Below are 23,154 nucleotides of genomic sequence, written 5' to 3'. Positions count from 1 at the left end.
GGGTGCCATGTCTCCTGCCTTCCACGCCGCCGCCCGTGCCCTGCTCGCCGACCCGCTGACCAACAAAGGCACCGCCTTTACCGAGGAGGAGCGCGACCGGTTCGGCCTGCATGGCCTGCTGCCCCCACACGTCGGCACGCTGGAAAGCCAGATCGTGCGGCGGCGGCGGGTGCTCGACGGCATGGCGGACGATTTCCACCGCTATGCCTTCCTGCGCGAGTTGCAGGATTCCAACGAGGTGCTGTTCCACGCGCTCGTCCAGGCCGACCTGCCGCGGATGCTGCCGCTGGTCTACACGCCGACCGTCGGGGTAGGCTGCGAGCGGTTCAGCGAGATCTGGCGCAAGCCGCGCGGCCTGTTCCTCAGCTATCCCAACCGCGACCGGATCGCCGACATCCTCGCCGATCCCGCGCTCGACCGGGTCAAGGTGATCGTGGTCAGCGATGGCGAGCGCATCCTCGGCCTCGGCGACCAGGGGGCAGGGGGGATGGGCATCCCGATCGGCAAGCTCGCGCTCTACACCGCCTGCGCCGGCATCCACCCGGCCGAAGTGTTGCCGATCCTGCTCGACGTCGGCACCGACAATGCCGGGCTGCGCGACGATCCGCTCTACGTCGGCTGGCGCAATCCCCGCGTCCGCGGCGCGGACTATGCCGCGTTCGTCGAGGCGTTCGTCGAGGCGGTGGCGGCGCGCTGGCCCAATGTGCTGCTGCAATGGGAGGATTTCGCCGGGCACAATGCCTATGAGCTGCTTGCCCGCTATCGCGACCGGCTGCTCAGCTTCAACGACGATATCCAGGGTACCGCCGCGACCGCGGTCGGCACCCTGCTGTCGGCGATCGGCCGCACCGGCGCCAGCCTGACCGAGCAGCGCATCGTGCTGTTCGGCGCCGGCGCGGCGGGCAGCGGCGTCGCCGAACTGCTGGTGCAGGCATTGCGCGCCGAGGGGCTCGACGAAGCGGCGGCGCGCGCGCGGATCTGGGCGGTCGATCGCGACGGGCTGATCGTGTCGGACATGGTGAAGCTCACCGCGCCGCAGGCGTTGCTCGCGCGCGATCCCGCCGAGGTGGCGGGCTGGGCGCGGAATGCCGACGGCGATCTCAGCCTGTTGGAGACGGTGCAGGCGGTGCGGCCGACGGTGCTGATCGGCGCCTCCGGCCAGCCGGGCAGCTTTACCAAAGCGGTGGTGCGGACGATGGCGGCAGGCTGCACCCGGCCGGTGATCTTCCCGCTCGCCAACCCGGTGTCGCGCGCCGAGGCGCATCCCGCCGACGTGCTGGCGTGGACGGACGGGCGCGCGATCGTCGGCACCGGCAGCCCGTTCGGAGTCGCCGGCGTGACGCAGGTCAACAACGTCTACATCTTCCCCGGTGTCGGCCTCGGCGCGCTGGCCGCCGGTGCGACGCGGATGACCGACGGCATGTTCATGGCCGCCGCACGGGCGCTGGGCGCGCTCGGCGGCGAGGGCGAGACGCTGCTGCCGCCGATCGACGCCTTGCGCGACGTGGCGTTGCGCATCGCCGTGGTCGTGGCGCAGGCCGCGGTCGCCGACGGCGTCGCGACCGTCGCGGCGGAGGAGCTGACCGCCGACCGGATCAGGACGCTGATGTGGGACGCGGCCTACGATTGAGGCGGATCCCGCTGCGGCAGGGGCGGAACGACGGCGTGGCTGCCGTTACCCCTCGCGCTCCAGCGTCCGCTCGACCATCACGCCGCCGGGCAGCGCCGCGGCGATCGCCGCCTGCAACGCGTCGGTCCCATACGGCTTCGCCAGCAGCACCGCGCCGGTGCCCGCCGGCACTGCGCCGGTGTCACCGGTGGCGAAGACGATCCCCACGCCCGGCCGCAACTCGCGCGCCTTCACCGCGAACTCCGGGCCGGACGCACCGGGCAGGTTGACGTCGGTCACCAGCACGTGGATCGGCACCGTCTGCAAGGCGGTCGCCGCATCCTCGGCGCTCGCCGCGTCGACGACGACATAGCCGCCCGCCTTGAGCAGATCGGCGGTCGTCGCGCGGATCACCGCATCGTCCTCGACCAGCAGCACGGTTACCTGGCCGGCGCGGCCCGCCTGGCCCGGCACCGTCGTTCGCGCCGCGACGCCGGTCGCGCGCTGGCGCTGGTTGGCGAGCACGTGGCGGAACTTTCGCGCCAGGGCCTCACGCGTATAGGGTTTGGACAGCAGCTCGACGCCCGCATCCAGCCGGCCGCCATGGACGATCGAATTCTCGGTATAGCCGCTGGTGAACAGCACCGCGAGTTCGGGCAGCCGCTCCTTGGCCTTGCGCGCCAGTTCCGGGCTCTTGAGCGTGCCCGGCATCACCACGTCGGTGAACAGCATGTCGATCGGAATGCCGCTCTCGATGACGCTCAGCGCGCTCTGCGCGTCGACCGCCTTCAGCACGCGATAGCCGAGGTCGGTGAGCATCTCGACCACCGTCGCGCGCACCTCCTCGTCGTCCTCGACGACCAGCACCGTCTCGCTGCCGCCCTCGATCGCGCCCATGTCGGAGACGATCTCGATATCCTCGGCCTCGCTGCTGCGCGGCAGGTACAGCTTGATCGTCGTGCCCTCGCCGACCTCGGAATAGATCTTCACATGGCCGCCGGACTGTTTGACGAAGCCATAGACCATCGACAGGCCGAGCCCCGATCCCTTGCCCTCCGACTTGGTCGAGAAGAACGGCTCGAACACCTTGCTGACGATGTCCGGCGCCATGCCGCAGCCGGTGTCGCTGACCGCCAGCATCACATATTGGCCCGGCGTCACCTCGTCGTGCGTGCGGCAGTAATGATCGTCGAGCGCGGCATTGGCGAGTTCGATGGTCAGCTTGCCGGTGCCGTTCATCGCGTCGCGCGCGTTGATCGCGAGGTTGAGCAGCGCATTCTCGATCTGCGCGGGATCGATGAAGCAGTTCCACAGGCCGCCGCCGAACACCGTCTCCACCTCGATCCCCTCGCCGATCGCGCGGCGGAGCATGTCGTCCATGCCGCGGACGAAGCGGGTGACGTTGACGACCTTGGGCTCGAGCGCCTGCCGGCGGCCGAAGGCGAGCAATTGCGCGGCGAGCTTCGACCCGCGCGACACGCCCGCCATCGCATTGGCGACGCGGCGCTCGGCGCGGTCGTTGCCGGCGATATCCTTGGCGAGCAATTGCAGGTTGCCCGAGACGACCTGGAGCAGATTGTTGAAATCGTGCGCGACGCCGCCGGTCAGCTTGCCGATCGTCTCCATCTTCTGCGACTGGGCGAGCGCCGCCTCGGCCTGCCGCCGCTCGCCGATCTCGGCGATCACCCGCGCTTCGAGATGTTCGTTGAGCTGGCGAAGCTGCTCCTCGGCGCGTTCGCGATGCCGCACCTGCCGCGCGAGATGGTCGGCCTGGTCGCGCAGGCTGCGCTCGGCGGCGCGCTGCTCGGTGATGTCGGTATGCACGCCGACCCATTCGACGATGCCGCCCTCGGCATCCTGGATCGGCAGCGCGCGGATCAGGCAGTCGCGCCACGCGCCGTCATGGCGGCGCACGCGATGTTCGAAGATGAAGGTCGATCGCGCCGCCACCGCCGCTTCCCAGGCGGCGACCGTCGGCGCGGCGTCGTCGGGATGGACCGCGCTGCTCCAGCCATAGCCGCTATAGTCCGCCTGCGTCTGTCCGGTCAGCGCCTGCCAGCCGGGCTGTTCGCCGGTCATTTGGCCATCGGCGGTGTTGGTCCACAGCACGCCATGCACCGCGTCCATCGCCGCGCGGAAACGGCCGTTGCTCGCGCGCAGCGCCGCCTCGGTCGCGACGCGCGCGGTATTGTCGATCACCGTGCACATCACGCCGGCGACGCGGCCGTGTTCGTCGTGGACGGGGGTGTAGAAGAGGTCGAGGAACAGTTGCTCGGGCCGGCCGCTGCGCGCCAGCGTCATTGGCTGGTCGCGGTAGCGCATCACCTCGCCGGCGAAACCGCGGGCGAGGATCGCGGCGTTCCAGTCCCATATCTCCGGCCAGACGGTCGCGACCGTGCCGCCCAGCGCCGCCGGATGATTGGCGCCGGCAATCTCCGCATAGCCGTCGTTGTAGAGCATGACGTGATCGTCGCCCCACATCAGCACCTTGGGGATCGGCGAATTGACGATATTCGACACGGTGGTGCGCAGCGTCGCCGACCAGCCGGCGACGGGGCCGAGCGCGGTGGCGCCCCAGTCGAACGCGCGGATCAGCGCCCCGCAGGCGCCGCCCTCGATCGGCCAGGCGGTTGCAGCGGAATCGGCAGATGGGGGAAAAGCAACGGACATCCCACGGAAATGCGGATTTGGCTCGCGCGTGTCAAACCATGCGCGGGGCTGTTCGTCGGTTCGGTATGGACGCGGCGCCATGTGCGGGTCAAAGGCGGGGCATGAGCGATGACCTGCTGATCCACACAGAGGGCGCCGTCGGGCGGCTGCGCCTCAACCGCCCCAAGGCGCTGCACGCGCTCAATCGCGACATGTGCGACGGCATGCTCGCCGCGCTGGAGGGCTGGCGGACCGATGCCGACGTCGCTGCGGTGCTGCTCGACCATGCCGGGGGCCGCGGCTTCTGCGCCGGAGGCGACATCCGCATGCTCAGCGAGAGCGGCGCCGGCGACGGCGCGGCGGCGCGCGCGTTCTTCCTCAGCGAATACCGGCTGAACCACCGGCTGTTCACCTATGCCAAGCCGACCGTGTCGGTGATGGACGGGGTGACGATGGGCGGCGGCGTCGGCATCGCATTGCCCTGCCGCTACCGCATCGCCACCGAGAACACGCGATTCGCGATGCCGGAGACGGGGATCGGCCTGTTCCCCGATGTCGGCGGCGGCTGGTATCTGTCGCGGTTGCCGGGGCGGATCGGACAGTTCCTCGCGCTCACCGGCCACCGCCTCGACGGGGCGGAGGCGCATGCGCTCGGGCTGGCGACGCATTACCTGCCCGCCGCCGCGGTCGAGTCGGCCAAGGCCGCGATCCTTGGCGATACCCGTAATATCGAGGGTGTCCTCGACCGGCTCGCGGTGGCGCCGCCGCCGGCCAGGCTGCTCGACCATCGCGCGGAGATCGACCGCCTGTTCGCCTCCGATACGCTCGAAGAGGTGCTGGCGACGCTGGAGGCGGACGATGGTGCCTTCGCCGCCGAACAGCGCGCCATCCTGCGCACCAAATCGCCGCAGGCGATGAAGGTGTCGCTGCGCCTGCTCTACGACGGCGGCCTGATGCAGAGCTTCGCCGACGAGATGGTGCAGGAATATGCCGTCGCCTGCCGCGTCGTGCAGCGCCACGACTTCCTCGAAGGGGTGCGTGCGGTGATCGTCGACAAGGACCAGGCACCGCGCTGGCAGCCGGCGCGTGCCGAGGACGTTACCGACCACGTGATCGACCAGATCTTCGCGCCCATGCCCGAGGGCGAGGCATGGACGCCCGCATGAGGAGAGCCGCCGTGTCCGACTATAAGACCATCCTCGTCGAGCAGCGCGACCGCGTCACGCTCATCACGCTCAACCGGCCCGAGGCGCTCAACGCGCTCAACGCGCAGGTGCTCGACGATCTGCTCGCCGCGCTGGCGGCGTTCGACGCCGATCCGGATCAGGGCTGCGCGGTGCTGACCGGCAGCGCCAAGGCGTTCGCCGCGGGGGCGGACATCAAGGAAATGCAGGCGATGGACTTCGCCGCGATGTACGGCAGCAACCATTTCGCCGGCTACGAACGGCTGACCGCGACGCGCAAGCCGATCATCGCCGCGGTGGCGGGCTATGCGCTGGGCGGCGGGTGCGAGCTGGCGATGATGTGCGACTTCATCCTCGCCGCCGATACGGCGAAGTTCGGCCAGCCCGAGGTGAAGCTGGCGGTCAGCCCGGGGATGGGCGGCTCGCAGCGGCTCGCCCGCGCGGTCGGCAAGGCCAAGGCGATGGAGATGTGCCTCACCGGCCGGATGATGGACGCCGCCGAGGCCGAACGCGCCGGGCTGGTCAGCCGCATCGTCCCGGCCGCCGATCTCGTCGAGGAGGCGGTCAGGACCGCCGCGACGATCGCCGCCATGGCGCCGCTGGCGGTGCTGGCGAACAAGGAAATGGTCAACGCCGCGTTCGAGACGACGCTGGCGCAGGGGGTGCAGTTCGAGCGGCGGCTGTTCCACGGCCTGTTCGGCACGGCGGACCAGAAGGAAGGCATGGCGGCATTCGTCGAGAAGCGTCCCGGCACGTGGACGGGGCGGTAATCCAAATTCCTCCGTCGCTTTAGCACTGGGGACGCGCCCGCAGGGCGTGGTGGAGGGGGGCGCCTCCGCATACGCCGAACGTGCCGTATCCTCCCCTCTGTCAGGGCGCCGCACTGCCACCTCCCCCTGGCGGGGAGGGCTATCACATAGAAACGTGTGTTCGAGCCGGCCGCCGTCCAACCCCATTCCGTCACCCCGGACTCGTTCCGGGGTCCACTCTGCGGCGGGGAGAAAGGCTTGATGGGACACCGTTCCCTTGCGGCCCGGTGGACCCCGGAACGAGTCCGGGGTGACGGCTATGATGAGGGAACCGATCGAACCTCACCACCCCAGCCATAGGCAATCGCCCTGTCCTGGCAGGGGAGGACAGGGTCAGCGCGCCAAAAACCGCTCCACCGCGGCGAGCGCCTGCGCCTGCACCGCACCCGGCGCGCCGCTCGCGTCGATCACCGCGTGCCGCTCCGGCGCCGCCGCGGCCTGCGCGAGGAACGCCTCGCGGATGCGCTGGTGGAAGGCGAGGTCGAGACTCTCGAACCGCCCCTCGTCGATCGCGCCGTCGGCGAGCCGCTTGCGGCTGCGCGCCAGCCCGATCACCGGATCGACATCGAGCAGCAGCGTCAGGTCCGGCCACAGATCGTCGACCATCGCCGCGTGCAACTCGCGGATCAGCGCTTCCGACATGCCCCGCCCGGCGCCCTGATAGGCCAGCGTCGACCCCGCATAACGGTCCGACACGACGACCCGCCCGGCATGCACCGCCGGCAGCACGACGCGCGCGACGTGCTGGACGCGCGCCGCAGTCATCAGCAGCAGTTCCGCACGTGGCTCCCACGCCGCATCCTCGCCCGCCAGCAGCAGCCCGCGCAGCGCCTCGCCCTGCGGCGTGCCGCCCGGCTCGCGCGTGCCGACCACGTCGTGCCCGCGCGCCTGCAGTCCCGCGACGAGGCGGCGGACGACGCCGCTCTTGCCCGATCCGTCGACGCCCTCGACGGCGATGAACGCGCCCGCCATCAGTCGCGCCGCCAGATCTGCGACTTGCAGATGAACCCGCCGATCAGACAGCCGCGGACGTTGAGCGTGTTCGCATCCACCATCGTCACCGTCGATCCGAACGCCCGGCCCATGTCGGGCACATAGATCTGCCCCGCCCAGCGCTGTTTGCCGTCCGCCTTATAGTCGCGCAGCAGGGCGGTGCCGATCAGCGGCGGATAGCCCTTGTCGGCGACGTCTCGCTGCGCCTTGTCGCTGGCGCGCACCACCCAGCCGCACAGCTTCTCGCCGCAATGCCCGGTGCGCACCGCGACGCTGTTCTTGGGATTGTGCCAGGTGCCGAGGATCGCCGCCGGCGGCGGGACCGCCGGCGCGGCGGCGGCGAGGAGAAGGGACAGGATCACACGCGGGAGATGGTCGGCCGGGCTCAGCCGCGCAACTGCTGGTGATGGCGGATCACCTCGTCAATGATGAAGCGCAGGAATTTCTCGCTGAATTCGGGATCGAGCTCGGCCTCTTCGGCGAGCCGGCGCAGCCGCGCGATCTGTCGCTCCTCGCGCCCCGGATCGGCGGCGGGCAGGCCCGAGGTCGCCTTGTGACGGCCCACCGCCTGCGTCACCTTGAAGCGTTCGGCGAGCAGATGGACCAGCGCCGCATCGATATTGTCGATGCTCTTGCGATATCCCTGGAGCACGTCGTCGCTCATGCGTCGCCTTTCGTCGGTCGGTGTCCGCCTCCCATGGGGTGTGTTGCACCCGCGAGCAAGGCTTGCGTTCGCCTCGCGCACCCGGCAGAGCGCAGGGCGAGATGACCGCCACCATCCATCGCCTCGACAACCGCGAGCCTTCGCTGGAGCCGCTGCTCCAGCTCGTCGCGGGGGACATGAACGCCGTCAACACGGTGATCCTCGACCGTATGCAGTCGCAAATTCCGCTGATACCGGAACTTGCCGGGCATCTGATCGCGGGGGGCGGCAAGCGGATGCGGCCGATGCTGACGCTGAGCAGCGCCCGGCTGATCGGCTATACCGGTACGCGGCACCATCGCCTCGCCGCCTCGGTCGAGTTCATCCACACCGCGACGCTGCTCCACGACGACGTCGTCGACGGCTCCGACCTGCGTCGCGGCAAGCGGACCGCCAACATCATCTGGGGCAATCCGGCCAGCGTGCTGGTCGGCGACTTCCTGTTCAGCCGCAGCTTCGAGCTGATGGTCGAGGATGGCAGCCTCAAGGTCCTCAAGATCCTGTCGAACGCCTCGGCGGTGATCGCGGAGGGCGAGGTCAACCAGCTCACCGCCGCGCGCCGCGTCGACCTTGGCGAGGATCGCTATCTCGACATCATCAACGCCAAGACCGCGGCGCTGTTCGCCGCGGCCTGCCGCATCGCCGCGGTCGTCGCCGAACGGCCCGAGGGCGAGGAACTGGCGCTCGACGCTTATGGCCGCAACCTCGGCATCGCCTTCCAGCTCGTCGACGACGCGATCGACTATGTCTCGGACGCGGGCACGATGGGCAAGGATGCCGGCGACGACTTCCGCGAAGGCAAGATGACGCTGCCGGTGATCCTCGCCTACGCCCGCGGCGGCGTCGAGGATCGCAAGTTCTGGAAGGACGCGATCGAGGGCCGGCGCCAGTCGGATGCCGATTTCGCCCACGCCATCGATCTGGTGCGCCAGACGCGCTCGGTCGACGACACGCTCGCCCGCGCCCGCCACTACGGCCAGCGCGCGATCGACGCGATCGGCGGCTTCGCCAACGGCAAAGCCAAGGACGCGATGATCGAAGCGGTCGAATTCGCGGTCGCCCGGGCCTATTGAGGGCAGGGCGACTGCCCTTTCCGTCATCCCCGCGGAGGCGGGGATACTGATGCGCCGGTCCCCCGTGAGCCGCGACGCGGGCGCCTAAGAAAGCCCCACCCCGCGATGACGAGGCAGGGCGCGGGCCTGTTCCTCAGCAGGCGGCGCACTCGCCGCCGGTCTCGACCTGCAACGTCGTGTGGCCGATCGCGAACTGTTCGTGCAGCATCGTGCGCGCGGCGACGAGGAAGCCATCGCCGGGATGGCCGCCGGGGATCATCAGATGCGCGGTCAGCACCGGCTCGGTGGTCGACATCGCCCAGATATGCAGGTCGTGGACCCGCGCGACGCCGGGCAGCCCCTCGAGCGCCGCGGTGACCGCGTCATAGTCGATCGCGCGCGGCACCGCCGCGAGCGACATCTCGACCGTCTCGTGAAGCAGGCCCCAGGTCTGCCAGAAGATCAGCGCGGCGATGGCGAGGCTGACCAGGGGATCGATCCAGCCGAACCCGGTTGCCCAGATCGCGACGCCGGCCAGCACCACGCCGGCGGAGACCATCGCGTCGCTCAGCATGTGCAGATAGGCGCCGCGGATATTGATGTCATGCTTGCGCCCGCGCGCGAACAGCCAGGCGGTGACGGCGTTGACCAGAATGCCGATGCCGGCGACCGCCGAGACGGTGAGCCCGGCGACCGTTGGTGGATCGCCGATCCGCCGCACCGCCTCCAGCCCGATTGCGCCGATCGCGACGAGCAGGAACAGTGCATTGGCCAGCGCGGCGAGGATCGTCGAGCCCTTCAGCCCATAGGTGAAGCGCTTGGTCGGCGCGCTGCGCGCCAGCGCCGCCCCGCCCCAGGCGACCGCCAGCCCGAGCACGTCGGACAGATTGTGCCCGGCATCGGCCAGCAGTGCGACCGACCCGGTCCACAGCCCCGCGCCGCCCTCGGTGAGCACATAGGCGATGTTGAGCGCGATGCCGATCGCAAAGGCGCGATCGAACGAGGCGGGGGCATGGCCGTGGTGATGCCCGTGTCCGTGGCCGTGCCCATGGTCATGCGCATGGTGATGCCCGTGATGATGATGTCCGCCCAATGGTCCCGCCCGACTGCCCTGTCCGCGGCGAACCTACCACCGCCATGCCGCGAGATACTAGGACGCGCCCGATGACCTTTTCGTCATCTGGGGTGAGCGACGTATGCCGTGCGGCGGTATTTTCCCTCCGCCGATCGAAGGGTGCGCACGGGCGATGATCCCCCCCCCTGCACCTGCGGCCACGCGGCGCAGTCGGAGGATGAAGGGGGCGAGAGTCGCCCCGCATCACGGCTTTCCGGACAATCCCCCGAGACCGCCGAGCATCCCGCCCAATCCGCCCAACCCGCCTTGGCCCTCGGCGCCGCCCAGCATCGCGCCGAGATTGCCCAGCGCGCCTTCACCGCCGAGATGCGTCAGGATCTGTTGCAGCACGTCCGGCGACAGGCCGGTCGTATCCGCCGCGCCCGCAACGGTGTCGCCGGGCTGTGCATGCGCGGCGCCGAGCGCGGCGACCGCGGCTGCCACCTGTTCGGGCGACAGGCCGATGCGGGCGGCGAGATTGGCGATCTCGGGATTGCCGGCGACCTGGCCGAGGAGAGTGTCCAATAGACCCATGTGCGTGTCCTTCCTGGTGTCCGCGCACGATAGCAGGCCGCGGCTGTCGCGTCGTGCGGCGATCCATGGCAAGGCGGCGCGATCGTGACCGACCTGCCGATCCTCGCCGTCCTGCCCGACCTGCTCGCCGCGCTGCGCGCACGCCCCAATGCCGTGCTCGTCGCGCCGCCGGGGGCGGGCAAGACCACGGCGGTCGCGCCGGCGCTGCTGCGCGAGGACTGGTGCAGCGGGGAAATCCTGTTGCTCTCGCCGCGCCGGCTCGCGGCCCGCGCCGCCGCGGAGCGGATGGCGGCGCTCGCCGGGGAGCCGGTCGGCGGCACCTTCGGCTATGCCACGCGGATGGACAGCCGGCGCTCCGCCGCGACGCGGGTGACGGTGGTCACCGAGGGCATTTTCGTCGCGCGCATCCAGGCCGATCCCGAACTCGCCGGCATCTCCGCGGTGCTGTTCGACGAAGTGCATGAGCGCAGCCTCGACGGCGATTTCGGCCTCGCGCTCGCGCTCGACGCGCAGGGATCGCTGCGTCCCGACCTGCGCATCGTCGCCATGTCGGCGACGCTCGACGGCGCGCGATTCGCGACGCTGCTCGGCGATGCGCCGGTGATCGAGAGCGAGGGGCGCAGCTATCCGCTGGCGCTGCGCCATCTCGGCCGTGCCGGCGACGGCCGGATCGAGGATGCGATGGCGAGCGCGATCCGCTGTGCGCTCGGCGAGGCGGAGGGCGGCGTGCTCGCCTTCCTGCCCGGCGTCGCGGAGATCGAACGAACCGCGGAACGGCTCGCCAGCCTGCCCGACGATATCGTCATCCACGAACTCCACGGCAGCCTCGACCCCGCCGCACAGCGCGCCGCGATCCGCCCCGAGCCCGATGGCCGGCGCAAACTGGTGCTCGCCACCTCGATCGCCGAGACCAGCCTGACGCTCGACGGCATCCGCATCGTCGTCGACTCGGGGCTGGCGCGGCGGCCGCGCTACGATCGCGCCGCGGGGATGACGCGGCTGGTCACCGAACGCGCCAGCCAGGCCGCGGTGACGCAGCGCGCCGGTCGCGCCGCGCGGCTCGGGCCCGGCGTCGCCTATCGCCTGTGGGAGGAGGCGGCGACCGGCGGCCTGCCACGCTTCGACCCGCCCGAGATCTTGGAGGCGGATCTCTCCGGCCTCGTCCTCGCCGCGGCACTATGGGGCGTCCATGATCCGCGCGATCTCGCCTTCCTCGATCCGCCCCCCGCGGCTGCGGTGGCGGAGGCGCGCGAGCGGCTGGCGGCGATCGAGGCGATCGATGCCGATGGCCGCCCGACCGCGCACGGTCGTCGCATCGCGGCGATGCCGATGCCGCCACGGCTCGCGCATATGCTGCTGCGCGCAGGCGAAATGGGGCAGGGGCGCATCGCCGCCGAGGTCGCGGTGCTGCTCTCCGAGCGCGGGCTCGGCGGCACCGATCCCGATCTCGACTCGCGGCTGCGGCGCTGGCGCGGCGAGCGCGGCACCAAGGCGCAGGCCGCCCGCAAGCTCGCCGAACGCTGGGCCGGGCTGGTCGGCAGCGACGGCGGCAGCGCCGAAGGCGTCGAGGTGCCGATCGCGCTCGCCTTCCCCGACCGGATCGCGCGGGCGCGTGACGCCAGCGGCGAGCATTGGGCGTCGGTCGGCGGGCGCGGCTTCCGGCTCGATCCGGCGACGGCGCTGGCGCGCAGCGAATGGCTGGCGGTAGCCGAGACGCAGGGCGCGGCATCGGGCGCGCGCATCCTCGCCGCGGCGCCGATCACGCTGGCGACGATCGAGCGGCTGTTCGCCGACCGGATCGAGGCGCGGCGTACCGTCGATTTCGACCCGGCGACCGGTGGCGTCACCACCTTGCGCGAGCGGCGGCTCGGCGCGCTGCGGCTGTCGTCTGGGCCCGATTCGCAGGCCGATCCCGCCGCGGTGGCGGCGGCGTTGCTCGACGGGGTGCGGACCCATGGCCTCGCGCTGCTGCCATGGAGCGCGGGCGGCGAGGCGCTCAAGGCGCGCGCGCGCTACGCTGGCGTCGATATCGATGCACTGCTGGTCGAGCAGCTCGACATGTGGTTGCCGCCGCTGCTCGACGGTCGCCGACGGCTCGATGCGATCCCCGGCGGGGCGCTCACCGACGCGCTGCGCACCGTGATCGGCTGGGACGGCATGCGGCAGGTCGACCGGCTTGCCCCCGCCGACTTCACCAGCCCGGCGGGGAGCACGCATGTCATTGATTATGCCGCGGAAGGCGGACCCAAGGTGGAGCTGCGCGTGCAGGCGCTGTTCGGCCTTGCCGAGCATCCACGGATCGGGTCGGAGCGGGTCCCGCTGGTGCTCAGCCTGACCTCGCCCGCCGGCCGGCCGATCCAGACGACGCGCGATCTGCCGGGCTTCTGGGCGGGAAGCTGGCATGCGGTCGCCAAGGAGATGCGCGGCCGCTACCCCAAACACCCGTGGCCCGACGATCCCGCCGCAGCCTCGGCGACGTTGCGCACCAAAAAGGCGGATGCACGCGCCGCCGGGACGCGCTAAGGAGCCGCCATGCCTACCGCCCGTATCTTCCAGCGCCCCAAGAACGCGATGCAGTCCGGCAAAGCCCGGACCCAGACGTGGAGCCTCGAATTCGAGCCCGCCGAGCCGAAGAAGCCCGACCCGCTCACCGGCTGGGCCGGCAGCGGCGATACGCGCGAACAGGTCCGGCTGAGCTTCCCCACGCAGGAGGCCGCGATCGCCTATTGCGAGGCGCAGGGCTTCGATTACGAGCTGATCCCGGCGCCGGAGCGCAAGTTGAAGCTCCAGGCTTACGCCGACAATTTCCGCTAAGCCGGACGTCTGTCGTCTTGAGGTGACGGTCGCCTAATTCCCCCTGCCCCGATCCGGGGTCCACCGGGACGCAGTCGCGCGGGTGGAGCCTCCAGCCATTCTCCTCGCCGCGAAGTGGACCCCGGAACGAGTCCGGGGTGACGGTCGTGGGGGGCAGGGGCCCGAACCTGATCAGCCGTGCAGGCTCTCGCTGATCTACCGCCCGACCACTTCGTCGAGCAGCCCGCTGCCCAGCAGCAACAGCATCTTGGCGTCGATCGCCACACCCTCCCGCCGCTTCGCCGCGACGAAGCCCGCAACCGCCTCCGGCGCGACGCGGTGGACGGTGATATTCTCCTGCGCGTCGCCGCCGCCGTCGCCGGTACGGGTCAGGCCGGTCGCCAGCACCAGCGTGAAGCTCTCAGAGGTCATGCCGGGCGAGGAGAAGAAGTCGCCGCGCTCCTCCACGACCGCGGCGTGATAGCCGGTTTCCTCTTCCAGCTCGCGCCGTGCCGCCTCGGCGACGCTCTCGCCGGCGCTTTCGTCGCCGACCAGTCCGGCCGGCAGTTCGAGGCAGGTGCGGCCGAGCGGCACGCGATGCTGCTCGACCAGCAGCAACTGGCCCTCGCCGTCGATCGCGACGATCACCGCCGCGCTGATCGCGCCGACCCGCTCCGCATATTCCCACGTTCCGGCCTTCTTGACCGAGAGATATTTGCCCGCCCAGACGGTTTCGGTGGTCATAGTTCGATCAATCGGTCCGGAAGTTCGTTGGTGTCGTCCGCCCGTGGCGGAAACTGTTCGGCGAGGACAAGGCCGATCTGGCGTACCGCTTCGGCTATGCCGTCACCGGGGCGGCCGTCGCGCGTCGCCGTCAACAGCGCCGCCATCGCCGCGCCCCAGACGTCGGGCGGAACCCGCGTGTGGATGGTGCGGTCGGCGATGATCTCGGCACGATGCTCGTCGAGCGACAGATAGAGCAGCACCCCCGTCGCCTCGAGCGTCCGTGCCTCCGCGGCCGTGCGGAACAGCATCAGCGCACGGGCATGCACCCGCCGCGCCGCGGTGCTGCCCGGCGTCAGCGCGAGCCGCAGCGGCATCCAGGCGAGCGCCAGCCGCACGACGAGGAAGGTGATCGCGAGCAGCACGAGCGCGACGGTGAACAGCCCGCCGGGACTCGGCGCGCCCTCCCACGGATCGGCGACAAGGCCGTGCAGCCACGCTGCCGCGTCGGGCGACAGCGCCAGCAGCGCGAGCACGAACAGCATGGCCAGCACCGACCAATGCAGCGCGACATCATGATATTTGTCCGACCGCCGCGCGACGATCGTGACGATCTCGCCGGCGGTGCTGCGCTCCGCCTCGGCAACCGCCGCAGCGACGCGGGCCCGATCGGTATCGGTCAGCCGCATGTCACCAACTCCCCGAAGCGCCACCGCCGCCGCCGGAGCCGCCGCCGCCGCCAGTGAACCCGCCGCCGCCCCAGCTGCCGTCGCTACCGCCATCGGATCCGCCGCCCCAGCTGCCGCCTTGCGAAGACCGGCCGATTTCATTCGCGATGCCCCAGAGAACGATCGGGAGGGCGCTGCCACCGTCGTCATTGTAGCGCCGCCCCCATGGGCCGGCACGCTTGCGCCCGCGAAACAGCGGTATCAGCACGAACAGCAGGATGACGCCCCAGATGATCAATCCGAACGGCACGCCACCACTCTGTCGCGCAGTGGATCGCCGATGAGTCTGGTCAAACTGTTTGGTAGCGGCATCCAGTCTTGCCTGTGCCTCTTCGGGGGAAGCACGAAACTGCTTTGCGATCGCGTCCACGCCGGCATCAAGGCCGCCGGGTATATCACCCGCCTTCAGCCGCGGAATAATGTCGTTGTTGATGATGACGCTGGCCCACGCGTCGGTGATGATCGGCTCAAGTCCATAGCCGACCTCGATCCGCACGCCGCGCTGTCCTGCGGGTGCATGGGGGGCGATGAAAAGGATCGCCCCGTTGTTCACGTCCCGTAAGCCGACGCCCCAGTTGCGGATCAGCTTATTGCCGTATTCCTCTAACGAATACCCCTGCAGGTTGGGGATCGTCGCGACCACCAATTGCCGCTTGGTCTCCTTTTGCAGTGCCTCCAGCTTCGCGGTCAGCGCCGCTTCCTGCTCGGGGGGGATGACGTTCGCGGCATCGACGACGAGGCCGGTAAACTTGGGGAAGGTCTGCGCCGCCGCCGGCGTGACGATCAGCCACGCCAGCGTCAGCAACAGTGCCGCCCGCCATGCGGCCCGCATCCGGGCGAGCACCGCCATCACCCTCAGCTCGCATTCCCGAAATTGACCGTCGGCGCGGTGTCCGCCCCCGGCGTCGTCGCCGAGAACGGCGTCATCGGCTTGGCACCGTAGAAGATCTTCGCGCCGACCGCGTCGGGGAAGGTGCGGATGCGGGTGTTATACGCCTGCACCGCATTGTTGTAATCCTGGCGCGCGATGGTGATCCGGTTCTCGGTGCCTTCCAGCTGGCTCATCAGCGTGGTGTAATTGCCCTGCGACTTCAGCTCGGGATAGGCCTCCTGCAACCGCTGCAACGACAGCGTCACCGCATTCTGCGCGCGCTCGAATTGCTGCACCTTGGCCGGATCGGTCAGGTCGTCGCCGGACAGCTTGACCTGGTTCGCGCCGGCCCGCGCCTGCGTCACCTGCACCAGGATGTCCTTTTCCTGCGCGCCGGCGGCCTTCACCGTCGCGACGAGATTGGGGATGAGGTCGGCACGGCGCTGATACTGGTTCTGGACATCGGCCCAGCGCGCCTTGGCGTTCTCCTCGGCGGTCGGCACGGAGTTGATGCCGCAGCCGGCCAGCGACACCGACGCGGTGGCGACCAGGGCAAAGGCGGCAACGGGGCGAAGCGACGACATGGACATACTCCTGGGATCGGTCTGTGCTAGCGATATAGGACAGTAGGCGGACTTGGCGAAGGGCTAATCGGCACCTAAAACACGCGGGCTCTGGGCGGATAACGAGGGAGACGCGATCGTGTTCAAGGAATTCAAGACATTCATCGCGCGGGGCAATGTCCTCGACCTCGCCGTCGCGGTCATCATCGGTGCAGCATTCGGCCGGATCGTCACGTCCCTGACCGAGGACGTGATCATGCCGGTGATCGGCAAGATCTTCGGCGGACTGGATTTTTCCGGCTATTTCCTGCGGATGGGGCCGGTCCCGGCAAACTATGCCGGGTCGCTGAGCGACTATGCCGCGCTGAAGAAGGCGGGCGTGCCGCTGCTCGGCTACGGTGCCTTCATCACCCAGGCGGCGAATTTCATCATCGTCGCCTTCATCATCTTCCTGATCGTCCGCGCGGTGAACAAGCTGCTCCCCAAGCCGACCGCCGCGGCGCCCGCGGAACCGGCCGATGTGACCCTGCTGCGCGAGATCCGCGACGAACTGAAGGCGCGGCCGAAGGTCTGATGCTCAGGTCCGTCGTCCCGACACATGCGGGATGACCGACGAAGCGGTCATGCCGCGACCAGATGCTCCGCGGTCGCTTCTGCGAGGCTGGTGCCGTCCAGAATGCGCGCGGTCTCGTCACGCACGCGCATCATCGCGTGACGGATCGCGCAATCGGTCTCGCTGTAGCAATCGTTGCACGGACGATAAGCGGTGCGGCTGACGCAGGGGACCAGCGCCAGCGGCCCCTCGATCACCCGGATCACCTCGCCAAGCGAGATCAACTGCGCCGGCCGCGACAGGACATAGCCGCCCATCTTGCCGCGCGTGCTGGTCAGCAGGCCGGCGTCGCGCAGGTCGGCGAGGATGAGTTCGAGGAACTTGCGCGGGACGTTCGCGGCGACGGCGATCCGGCCCATCGGAATCGGCGGGCTGGCCGCCGGCGCCTGGGCGAGGAACAGCATCGCGCGCAGCGCGTAGCGGGAACGCTGGGTCAACATGATGCCGGCCCTATGACGCCATAATGTGGCGAGTGAAAGGCGTGGATTGCAGCCGCGCCGGGTTGCACCTATATGACGCTTGCCGGCTTCCAGCCGGCTATGGCGATAAACGGTGGCGTTGAATAGACGCAGCGGACCCGGGGGCAGTACCCGGCGGCTCCACCACCGCAGCTGAACCGGACATCGGCACGCGTGATGCGGGCCGACGGGCGGATCAGCTTCGATGACGGGGCCGAACTAGGATCGACGTGTGTTGAAGAGCGCCGTCTTTCGCTCGGAATGGGACCACCGCAACGGCCCATTACACAAGTGCCAACGATAACGAAGCACTCGCGATTGCGGCGTAACTGAGGGCCTAACGGCCTAAGGTTACTCCAAAATAGCGCGGTCGGACCCCACCGGGCAACAGAAGGGGAATCCAGCGGTACGGGGAGCACCGGGCAACAGAAGCTCCCCACTTCTTATCATCGACGGCCACATGGCGAGCGCCTCAGCGGAGCGCGAGCGCGACGCTGTCCTTCCAACCCAAAGCTAAAGCCGCATCGGTTACGGCGCTGCGCCTGAAGGAGCGTGTCGCACCGATCTCCACGGAACCCCGCGCCGCGACGCCGGTTCGCCTGTCACCACATAATGCCTAGCGGTAACGGGGGACACGGCATGGATGATCGCGAGCACGGGGCGCACAGCCCCTGGGCGCTGCCTGCGGGCGGCTGGAAGGCGGTGCTCAAGCGCACCTGGGCTGAGACCGGCCGCGACAATGTCGGCCTGATCGCCGCGGGTGTGGCCTTCTACGGGTTCCTCGCGCTCGTGCCGCTGCTCGGCGTGACCGTCCTGAGCTATGGCCTGATCGCCGATCAACAGACGGTGATCGACGACGTCAACCGGCTGACCGCCGTGATGCCCGCCGACGCCGCCCGATTGGTCGGCGAGCAATTGATGAACGTCGTGCAGGCCTCCGACGGCAAGAAGGGGTTCGGGCTGCTGCTGGCGCTGGCGCTGGCGCTGTTCGGCGCGCGCAACGGCGCCGGCGCCGTCATCACCGCGCTCAACATCGCCTATGAGGAGGAGGAAAAGCGCGGCTTCATCAAGGTCAACCTGCTCGCGCTCGGGATCACCGCGGCGGCGGTCATCGTCGCGCTGGTCGCGGCGCTGGCGATCGCGGCGCTCGGCAAGCTGGAGGCGCTGCTGCCGGCGGCTCCGGGGGTCGTCGTAGTGGCGGGCAAGCTCGCCTCCTACGTGCTGCTGCTGGTCGCGGGCTCGGCCGCGGCCGCCGCATTGTATCGCTATGGCCCGTCGCGGGCGCAGGCGCGCTGGACCTGGCTGACGCCGGGCTCGCTGTTTGCCGCTGGCGGGTGGCTGCTGCTCAGCCTCGGCTTCGGCCTCTACGTCGCCAATTTCGGCAATTACAACGCCACCTACGGCTCGTTGAGCGCGGTCGTGGTGATGCTGACCTGGATGTACCTGTCGTCCTATATCCTGGTCTTCGGTGCCGAGCTCAACGCCGAGCTGGAGCATCAGACTGCTGCCGACACCACCACGGGCGCCGCCCGGCCGCTGGGCAGCCGCGGGTCGTGGGTCGCCGACCATGTCGCCGGCGACGGCACGCCGCGCGGCCAGCGACCGGACGACGACGGCGCCACCACCGATACCGGCGCGCGTCGCGAGGTGGCGCAGGCATTCGCGGCGAGCCGCGCTGCGGCGCGGGCGGGGCAGGTGGTCGGGATCGGCAAGGCAGGGCTGGTCACCAGCGCCTCGGCGACCCTTGGCCTGCGCCTGTTGCGCAAGCGCGGCCAGGCGCGGACCGGCGTCGCGGTGCTCGGCGCGACCGCCTTGGCGGCCTGGCTGACGCGCGAGCGGGCACAGGTGCAGGCGGTGCTCTTCGACCTCGACGGCACGCTGGTCGACAGCAACGACTTCCATGTCGATGCCTGGCATGCGGCGTTCGCCGAAGCCGGTCATGCCATCGACCGCGCCACGATCCGGGGCCAGATTGGCAAGGGCGGCGATCAACTCGTCCCTGCGCTCCTGCCCGACCTGCCCGAGTCGGCGGGTGAGCGACTCGCCGCGCGGCAGGGGGAACTGTTCAAGGCGCGCTATCGCGACCGCGTCCGGCCGTTTCCGGGGGCGACCGAACTGGTACGGCGCGTTGCCGCGGGCGGGCGGAAGGTGGTGTTGGCCTCCTCCGCGAATGCGGCGGATCTGGCTCATTACCAGCGCCTGCTCGCGATCGCCGACGTGGTCGATGTCACCGTATCCAAGGACGATGTCGCGACGAGCAAACCGGCCGGCGACATCTTCGCCGCAGCACTGAAGAAGGCGGGAGTCGGTGCGGAGCATGCGATCGTGCTGGGCGACACGCCGTATGACGTCACCGCGGCCAAGCGCTGCGGCATTGCGGCGGTCGCGGTCCGCTCAGGTGGGTTCGATGACGCGGCGCTGCGCGGGGCGGTCGACCGCTATGACGATGTCGCTGCGCTGCTGGCGCAATTCGACCGATCCCCGCTGGATCGCTGATCCCTCCGGTCCGACGGCAGTAGCAACCCATCTCCCTATCTGCTATAGACTCGCAATAGCAGATAGGGAGATGGGACATGACCGCAGGTCACGTAGACGCACAGCTAGGATCCAACGTCGGCACCCGGCCGATGATGAGCGGGCTCGGCACACTGGTCATGCTGGTGACGGCATTGGTGCTGATGATCGCCGCCCTGTTCCGATGGCGCGAGAATGGCTGGGGTGCGCTCGCCTGGCTGTTCGGCTTCGTCGCGATGACCGCGATCCGGTTGCCGCATGCCAAGCGCAACCGTGCCAACCAGATCGTCACCGCGCGCAAGGGCCTGGACGAGACGCTGCTGTTGATCGGCATGTTCACGACGATAATGGTCTTGCCGTTGCTCCATCTGGCGACCGGCGTCTTCGCCTTTGCCGATTACCAATTGCCGGCTACCGCGACGGCGTTCGGGGCGATCCTGCTGGTGCCGATGCTCTGGCTGTTCTGGCGCAGCCACGCCGATCTCGGCCGCAACTGGAGCCCGGGGCTCGAGGTGCGCCACGGTCACGATCTCGTCACCGGTGGCGTCTATGCGCGCTGGCGGCACCCGATGTACGTGGCGATCTGGCTGACCGTGCTGTCGCAGCCGTTGCTGATCCACAATGCGATCGGCGGATTGCTGGCCGTGCCGGCCTTTGCCGCGATGTGGTTGCTGCGGGTGCCGCAGGAGGAAGCGATGCTGCGCGAACGGTTTGGCGAGGCCTATGACGCCTATTGCGCACGGGTCGGGCGGCTGTGGCCGATGGTGCGGTCATGACGGTGCCGGCCGCCGTGATCGCCCGCGCCGCGCGCTGCTGGCGCGCCGCCCGCGACGAGCGTGGGCCGGTGCAGCAGCGACTGCACGCGCTGCTCGCCCCGCTCGGCTATGACATGCTGGCGCCGGTGATCGACAGCGTCATGACATTGGGGGAGGCGTGCCTCGGCCGCCCGCTGTGCCGAGGCTGCCCGTTCGGCCCGGACGGCGACGAGGCGCTGCTCTGCCGGTCGATCGCCGATCCGAAGCGGTTGCACCGGCTGCCGCCGTGCATGGCCGAACGCCGCGACCCGACGGCGCGGGCGATCTTTGCCGGGGCGCTCGCCTCGACCGTGGTGATGATGGAGATGGCATGACCCGCGGCGCGGCGGGAGAATGGTGCCCGGGGACGGATTCGAACCGCCGACACTGCGATTTTCAGTCGCATGCTCTACCAACTGAGCTACCCGGGCAGGGTGGAAAGCGAGGATGCTCGCGATCGGAGCGCGGCCTTTAGTCAGCGGAATCGATGCTGTCTACCCCGTCTTTTTCTTCATCGCGCACCGGAAGGCGATATCCCTCGCCCAGCCATTGCAGCAGGTCGCGGTCGCGACAGCCGCGCGAACAGAAAGGCGTGTGGTCCGGCGACGCCGGTTTGCCGCAGATCGGGCAGTTGATGACGGTCATGCACAGTCCAGTCGGTGGGTGACGCCGGTGCGGCGGGCAAGCTCGGCGAGCCAGTCGGGGCGGCTGGTCAGGCGGGCGTGCACCGCCGCCGGCAGGCGGTGGTGGAGCGGGCTGCCCGGCGGTTCGCGCTCAAGCCGGCGCAGCAGGGCGCGGGCGGCGGCACCCGCGGGATCGGCGCGCAGCATTTCGGGCAGCGAGGCGCGGGGGCGGGGGCGGACGATCTGCAGGAAGCCGAAGCCGTTGACCGCGGTCCGCTCGAACGGCGGCGGCAGGATGGCGTCGATCGCCTCGGCGGTCGCCTGACGCGACGTCTTGTTGGCTAAAGTCGGAAAGTCGATGCCGATCGAGCCGCCGATCGCGTGACGGCGGATCGCCTGCGCCACCGCGCGCGCCGCGGCGACGGCGAGCGGATCGAGCGGCGGCGGACCATCGACGTCGAACAGCGTCATCGCCGGCGTCGGCGACATCCGCAGGCCGCCGAGCGGAAAGACGATCTCGCCGCCCGTCGCCTCTTCGAGCAGTTCGGACCAGCCGGCCGCTTCGAGCGCGTCGGGTTCGTGCGCGCGCAGCATCCGGACCGGCAGGCCGGTGCCGCGAAGACGGGCGAGAAGGTCCGGCCCCTCGGCGAGCGGCGCATCCGTGGCGATGGCGCGGGCGGGCTTGGGCCGGCCCGCCTCGGGGATCGCCTCGCGGACGATCTGGACGGTCAGGCCCGCCCCCTTGGTGACTCCCGGCGGGATGCGCGCGATCACCGCCTCATGGCCGCCGACATCGAGGCGGCCCATGCCGCCGCCGGTCAGTTCGACGAGTTGCGCGCGTGCGACGGTGCCGAGGCGAAGCGGCAGGGGGCATTCGATGGCGGCTTCGAGGATGCGGTCGTCCTCGACTAGGGCGGCGCGCGCTTCGCCGATACCGGCCTCATACAGCCACTCAAGCAAGCGGCAGTCCGGCGGTGCGCAGCAGCGCGCGCGTTTCCATCAGCGGCAGGCCGACGACGCCCGAATGGCTGCCGTGGAGGAAGCGGACGAACGCTTCCGCCCGGCCCTGGATGGCATAGCCGCCCGCCTTGCCCTCGCCCTCGCCGCTGGCGACATAGGCGTCGATCTCGGCAGGATCGAGCGGACGGAAGGCGACGATCGTGTCGGACAGGCGGTGGCGCAGCGTACCGGCGGTGTCGATCACCGCGACCGCGGACAGGCAATGATGGCGGCGGCCGGACAGCAATGCGAGCATGCGGCGCAGGTCAGCCTCGTCCTCGGGCTTGCCGAGGATGCGGCGGCCGACCGCGATCGTCGTGTCGCCGGCCAGGATCACCTCGTCGGGCGCACGCGCGACCGCGCGGGCCTTCTCGCAGGCAATGCGCAGGACGTAGTCGCGCGGCCGTTCCGCGGGCAATGCCGATTCATCGATCTCGGGCGCGGTGATCCGATCCGGCACGAGGCCGAGCCGGCCGAGCAGCTCGCGGCGGCGGGGGGACGAGGAGGCGAGAACCAGCGACACGGACGTCGCGCGGTCGCTTATTGCGGGCCGGGGCCGCCGCGACCGGGCATGAAGCGGTAGGTGATCCGACCCTTGGTCAGGTCATAGGGGGTGAGTTCTACCAGCACCTCGTCGCCGACCAGCACGCGGATGCGGTTCTTGCGCATCTTGCCGGCGGTGTGTCCGAGAATTTCGTGGTCGTTTTCAAGCTGGACACGGAACATCGCGTTGGGGAGCAATTCCACCACGCGGCCGCGCATCTCGAGCAATTCTTCCTTGGCCAAAAATCAACCTCTGTTCGCGTGCTTCGGGCGCGCCCTTAGCGC

General features: G+C 69.8%; 25 protein-coding genes, 1 tRNA gene and 1 other RNA gene. 11 read left to right on the top strand and 16 right to left on the bottom strand.

Annotated features, from left to right (window positions below; translation table 11 throughout):
- The first annotated feature begins 7 nt into the window (after positions 1 to 7).
- Positions 8 to 1,630, top strand: a complete 1,623-nt coding sequence (locus tag HD841_RS16480; RefSeq protein ID WP_179509973.1) for an NAD-dependent malic enzyme — start codon at positions 8 to 10, stop codon at positions 1,628 to 1,630.
- Between the two features lie 45 nt (positions 1,631 to 1,675).
- Here the strand turns inward: HD841_RS16480 and HD841_RS16475 are convergent, their stop codons facing one another.
- Positions 1,676 to 4,279, bottom strand: a complete 2,604-nt coding sequence (locus HD841_RS16475) for a response regulator (protein ID WP_179509972.1) — start codon at positions 4,277 to 4,279, stop codon at positions 1,676 to 1,678.
- A gap of 101 nt (positions 4,280 to 4,380) precedes the next feature.
- On the opposite strand from HD841_RS16475, the gene HD841_RS16470 reads away from it, so the two are divergent.
- Together HD841_RS16470 and HD841_RS16465 are read left to right on the top strand one after the other, a co-directional pair.
- A complete protein-coding gene (locus HD841_RS16470) occupies positions 4,381 to 5,424 on the top strand; it encodes an enoyl-CoA hydratase/isomerase family protein (RefSeq protein ID WP_179509971.1) in 1,044 nt (347 codons plus the stop codon).
- An 11-nt stretch (positions 5,425 to 5,435) separates the two neighbouring features.
- A complete protein-coding gene (locus HD841_RS16465) occupies positions 5,436 to 6,212 on the top strand; it encodes an enoyl-CoA hydratase (protein WP_179509970.1) in 777 nt (258 codons plus the stop codon).
- Between the two features lie 372 nt (positions 6,213 to 6,584).
- Here HD841_RS16465 and tmk read toward each other — a convergent pair whose 3' ends face one another.
- From tmk to HD841_RS16450, 3 genes are read right to left on the bottom strand one after another with little or no spacing between them, the layout of a single operon-like run.
- Positions 6,585 to 7,223, bottom strand: coding sequence for a dTMP kinase (tmk, locus tag HD841_RS16460; protein WP_179509969.1), 639 nt, complete (start codon positions 7,221 to 7,223; stop codon positions 6,585 to 6,587).
- Positions 7,223 to 7,606, bottom strand: coding sequence for a DUF2147 domain-containing protein (locus HD841_RS16455; RefSeq protein WP_179509968.1), 384 nt, complete (start codon positions 7,604 to 7,606; stop codon positions 7,223 to 7,225). Before HD841_RS16455 ends, tmk begins: the two co-directional genes overlap by 1 nt.
- Before the next feature lie 23 nt (positions 7,607 to 7,629).
- A complete protein-coding gene (locus tag HD841_RS16450) occupies positions 7,630 to 7,908 on the bottom strand; it encodes a chorismate mutase (protein ID WP_038662415.1) in 279 nt (92 codons plus the stop codon).
- 101 nt (positions 7,909 to 8,009) lie between these two features.
- On the opposite strand from HD841_RS16450, the gene HD841_RS16445 reads away from it, so the two are divergent.
- A complete protein-coding gene (locus tag HD841_RS16445; RefSeq protein WP_179509967.1) occupies positions 8,010 to 9,020 on the top strand; it encodes a polyprenyl synthetase family protein in 1,011 nt (336 codons plus the stop codon).
- A gap of 133 nt (positions 9,021 to 9,153) precedes the next feature.
- Here HD841_RS16445 and HD841_RS16440 read toward each other — a convergent pair whose 3' ends face one another.
- Together HD841_RS16440 and HD841_RS16435 are read right to left on the bottom strand one after the other, a co-directional pair.
- A complete protein-coding gene (locus HD841_RS16440) occupies positions 9,154 to 10,092 on the bottom strand; it encodes a cation diffusion facilitator family transporter (protein ID WP_179509966.1) in 939 nt (312 codons plus the stop codon).
- A 225-nt stretch (positions 10,093 to 10,317) separates the two neighbouring features.
- On the bottom strand, positions 10,318 to 10,647 hold the full coding sequence (locus HD841_RS16435) for a hypothetical protein (RefSeq protein ID WP_179509965.1): 330 nt from the start codon (positions 10,645 to 10,647) through the stop codon (positions 10,318 to 10,320).
- Between the two features lie 84 nt (positions 10,648 to 10,731).
- Here HD841_RS16435 and hrpB point away from each other — a divergent pair, with 84 nt between their 5' ends.
- The gene (gene hrpB / locus HD841_RS16430) at positions 10,732 to 13,170 is read left to right on the top strand and encodes an ATP-dependent helicase HrpB (RefSeq protein ID WP_179509964.1); all 2,439 of its coding nucleotides are present in this window, start codon (positions 10,732 to 10,734) and stop codon (positions 13,168 to 13,170) included.
- A gap of 9 nt (positions 13,171 to 13,179) precedes the next feature.
- A complete protein-coding gene (locus tag HD841_RS16425; protein ID WP_179509963.1) occupies positions 13,180 to 13,461 on the top strand; it encodes an ETC complex I subunit in 282 nt (93 codons plus the stop codon).
- Positions 13,462 to 13,656: 195 nt separating this feature from the next.
- Here HD841_RS16425 and HD841_RS16420 read toward each other — a convergent pair whose 3' ends face one another.
- From HD841_RS16420 to HD841_RS16405, 4 genes are read right to left on the bottom strand one after another with little or no spacing between them, the layout of a single operon-like run.
- Entirely contained in the window at positions 13,657 to 14,184 is a 528-nt protein-coding gene (locus tag HD841_RS16420) for an NUDIX hydrolase (RefSeq protein ID WP_179509962.1), read from the bottom strand.
- Positions 14,181 to 14,852 (bottom strand): TPM domain-containing protein, encoded by a 672-nt coding sequence (locus tag HD841_RS16415; RefSeq protein WP_179509961.1) that lies wholly within the window; start codon positions 14,850 to 14,852, stop codon positions 14,181 to 14,183. The genes HD841_RS16420 and HD841_RS16415 overlap by 4 nt, the downstream gene beginning before the upstream one ends.
- A gap of 1 nt (position 14,853) precedes the next feature.
- A complete protein-coding gene (locus HD841_RS16410; protein ID WP_179509960.1) occupies positions 14,854 to 15,741 on the bottom strand; it encodes a TPM domain-containing protein in 888 nt (295 codons plus the stop codon).
- Positions 15,742 to 15,746: 5 nt separating this feature from the next.
- On the bottom strand, positions 15,747 to 16,352 hold the full coding sequence (locus HD841_RS16405) for a LemA family protein (protein ID WP_179509959.1): 606 nt from the start codon (positions 16,350 to 16,352) through the stop codon (positions 15,747 to 15,749).
- A 112-nt stretch (positions 16,353 to 16,464) separates the two neighbouring features.
- Between HD841_RS16405 and mscL the strand changes: the two genes are divergently transcribed.
- On the top strand, positions 16,465 to 16,899 hold the full coding sequence (mscL, locus tag HD841_RS16400) for a large conductance mechanosensitive channel protein MscL (protein WP_179509958.1): 435 nt from the start codon (positions 16,465 to 16,467) through the stop codon (positions 16,897 to 16,899).
- A gap of 47 nt (positions 16,900 to 16,946) precedes the next feature.
- On the opposite strand, the gene HD841_RS16395 is transcribed toward mscL, so the two are convergent.
- Positions 16,947 to 17,378 carry an RrF2 family transcriptional regulator gene (locus HD841_RS16395; protein ID WP_179509957.1) on the bottom strand — a complete coding sequence of 144 codons (432 nt, stop codon included), beginning with the start codon at positions 17,376 to 17,378 and terminating at the stop codon, positions 16,947 to 16,949.
- A gap of 42 nt (positions 17,379 to 17,420) precedes the next feature.
- Here HD841_RS16395 and ssrA point away from each other — a divergent pair.
- The 4 genes from ssrA (at position 17,421) to HD841_RS16375 (ending at position 21,039) form a co-directional block, all read left to right on the top strand.
- Positions 17,421 to 17,799, top strand: a transfer-messenger RNA (tmRNA) gene (ssrA, locus tag HD841_RS16390).
- Positions 17,800 to 18,035: 236 nt separating this feature from the next.
- Positions 18,036 to 19,892 carry a YhjD/YihY/BrkB family envelope integrity protein gene (locus HD841_RS16385; protein WP_179509956.1) on the top strand — a complete coding sequence of 619 codons (1,857 nt, stop codon included), beginning with the start codon at positions 18,036 to 18,038 and terminating at the stop codon, positions 19,890 to 19,892.
- 77 nt (positions 19,893 to 19,969) lie between these two features.
- On the top strand, positions 19,970 to 20,686 hold the full coding sequence (locus tag HD841_RS16380; protein WP_218845594.1) for a protein-S-isoprenylcysteine O-methyltransferase: 717 nt from the start codon (positions 19,970 to 19,972) through the stop codon (positions 20,684 to 20,686).
- Entirely contained in the window at positions 20,683 to 21,039 is a 357-nt protein-coding gene (locus tag HD841_RS16375) for a hypothetical protein (RefSeq protein ID WP_179509955.1), read from the top strand. Before HD841_RS16380 ends, HD841_RS16375 begins: the two co-directional genes overlap by 4 nt.
- A 20-nt stretch (positions 21,040 to 21,059) precedes the next feature.
- Here HD841_RS16375 and HD841_RS16370 read toward each other — a convergent pair.
- The 5 genes from HD841_RS16370 to infA form a co-directional block, all read right to left on the bottom strand.
- A tRNA-Phe gene (locus HD841_RS16370) sits at positions 21,060 to 21,135 on the bottom strand.
- Positions 21,136 to 21,175: 40 nt separating this feature from the next.
- Positions 21,176 to 21,349 carry a DNA gyrase inhibitor YacG gene (locus tag HD841_RS16365; protein ID WP_179509954.1) on the bottom strand — a complete coding sequence of 58 codons (174 nt, stop codon included), beginning with the start codon at positions 21,347 to 21,349 and terminating at the stop codon, positions 21,176 to 21,178.
- Positions 21,346 to 22,287, bottom strand: a complete 942-nt coding sequence (locus HD841_RS16360) for a ribonuclease (protein ID WP_179509953.1) — start codon at positions 22,285 to 22,287, stop codon at positions 21,346 to 21,348. Before HD841_RS16360 ends, HD841_RS16365 begins: the two co-directional genes overlap by 4 nt.
- The gene (locus HD841_RS16355) at positions 22,280 to 22,849 is read right to left on the bottom strand and encodes a Maf family protein (RefSeq protein WP_179509952.1); all 570 of its coding nucleotides are present in this window, start codon (positions 22,847 to 22,849) and stop codon (positions 22,280 to 22,282) included. Before HD841_RS16355 ends, HD841_RS16360 begins: the two co-directional genes overlap by 8 nt.
- A gap of 17 nt (positions 22,850 to 22,866) precedes the next feature.
- The gene (gene infA, locus HD841_RS16350) at positions 22,867 to 23,112 is read right to left on the bottom strand and encodes a translation initiation factor IF-1 (protein ID WP_017977808.1); all 246 of its coding nucleotides are present in this window, start codon (positions 23,110 to 23,112) and stop codon (positions 22,867 to 22,869) included.
- Positions 23,113 to 23,154 lie beyond the last annotated feature (42 nt).

It is taken from the genome of Sphingomonas melonis, assembly GCF_013409985.1.
Classification (GTDB): domain Bacteria; phylum Pseudomonadota; class Alphaproteobacteria; order Sphingomonadales; family Sphingomonadaceae; genus Sphingomonas; species Sphingomonas melonis_A.
The sequence above is the reverse complement of the archived record's forward strand: the minus strand, read 5'-3'. Positions and strand labels throughout refer to the sequence as shown.

What these genes read in the sequence shown, in the direction of transcription:
- HD841_RS16475 (WP_179509972.1), bottom strand. Translation starts at nt 4,279, where the DNA reads ATGTCCGTTGCTTTTCCCCCATCTGCCGATTCCGCTGCAACCGCCTGG.
- HD841_RS16375 (WP_179509955.1), top strand. Translation starts at nt 20,683, where the DNA reads ATGACGGTGCCGGCCGCCGTGATCGCCCGCGCCGCGCGCTGCTGGCGC.
- HD841_RS16385 (WP_179509956.1), top strand. Translation starts at nt 18,036, where the DNA reads ATGGATGATCGCGAGCACGGGGCGCACAGCCCCTGGGCGCTGCCTGCG.
- HD841_RS16395 (WP_179509957.1), bottom strand. Translation starts at nt 17,378, where the DNA reads ATGTTGACCCAGCGTTCCCGCTACGCGCTGCGCGCGATGCTGTTCCTC.
- tmk (WP_179509969.1), bottom strand. Translation starts at nt 7,223, where the DNA reads ATGGCGGGCGCGTTCATCGCCGTCGAGGGCGTCGACGGATCGGGCAAG.
- HD841_RS16445 (WP_179509967.1), top strand. Translation starts at nt 8,010, where the DNA reads ATGACCGCCACCATCCATCGCCTCGACAACCGCGAGCCTTCGCTGGAG.
- HD841_RS16435 (WP_179509965.1), bottom strand. Translation starts at nt 10,647, where the DNA reads ATGGGTCTATTGGACACTCTCCTCGGCCAGGTCGCCGGCAATCCCGAG.
- HD841_RS16470 (WP_179509971.1), top strand. Translation starts at nt 4,381, where the DNA reads ATGAGCGATGACCTGCTGATCCACACAGAGGGCGCCGTCGGGCGGCTG.
- HD841_RS16405 (WP_179509959.1), bottom strand. Translation starts at nt 16,352, where the DNA reads ATGTCCATGTCGTCGCTTCGCCCCGTTGCCGCCTTTGCCCTGGTCGCC.
- HD841_RS16410 (WP_179509960.1), bottom strand. Translation starts at nt 15,741, where the DNA reads ATGGCGGTGCTCGCCCGGATGCGGGCCGCATGGCGGGCGGCACTGTTG.
- HD841_RS16420 (WP_179509962.1), bottom strand. Translation starts at nt 14,184, where the DNA reads ATGACCACCGAAACCGTCTGGGCGGGCAAATATCTCTCGGTCAAGAAG.
- HD841_RS16480 (WP_179509973.1), top strand. Translation starts at nt 8, where the DNA reads ATGTCTCCTGCCTTCCACGCCGCCGCCCGTGCCCTGCTCGCCGACCCG.
- HD841_RS16380 (WP_218845594.1), top strand. Translation starts at nt 19,970, where the DNA reads ATGACCGCAGGTCACGTAGACGCACAGCTAGGATCCAACGTCGGCACC.
- HD841_RS16365 (WP_179509954.1), bottom strand. Translation starts at nt 21,349, where the DNA reads ATGACCGTCATCAACTGCCCGATCTGCGGCAAACCGGCGTCGCCGGAC.
- HD841_RS16425 (WP_179509963.1), top strand. Translation starts at nt 13,180, where the DNA reads ATGCCTACCGCCCGTATCTTCCAGCGCCCCAAGAACGCGATGCAGTCC.
- HD841_RS16450 (WP_038662415.1), bottom strand. Translation starts at nt 7,908, where the DNA reads ATGAGCGACGACGTGCTCCAGGGATATCGCAAGAGCATCGACAATATC.
- HD841_RS16415 (WP_179509961.1), bottom strand. Translation starts at nt 14,852, where the DNA reads ATGCGGCTGACCGATACCGATCGGGCCCGCGTCGCTGCGGCGGTTGCC.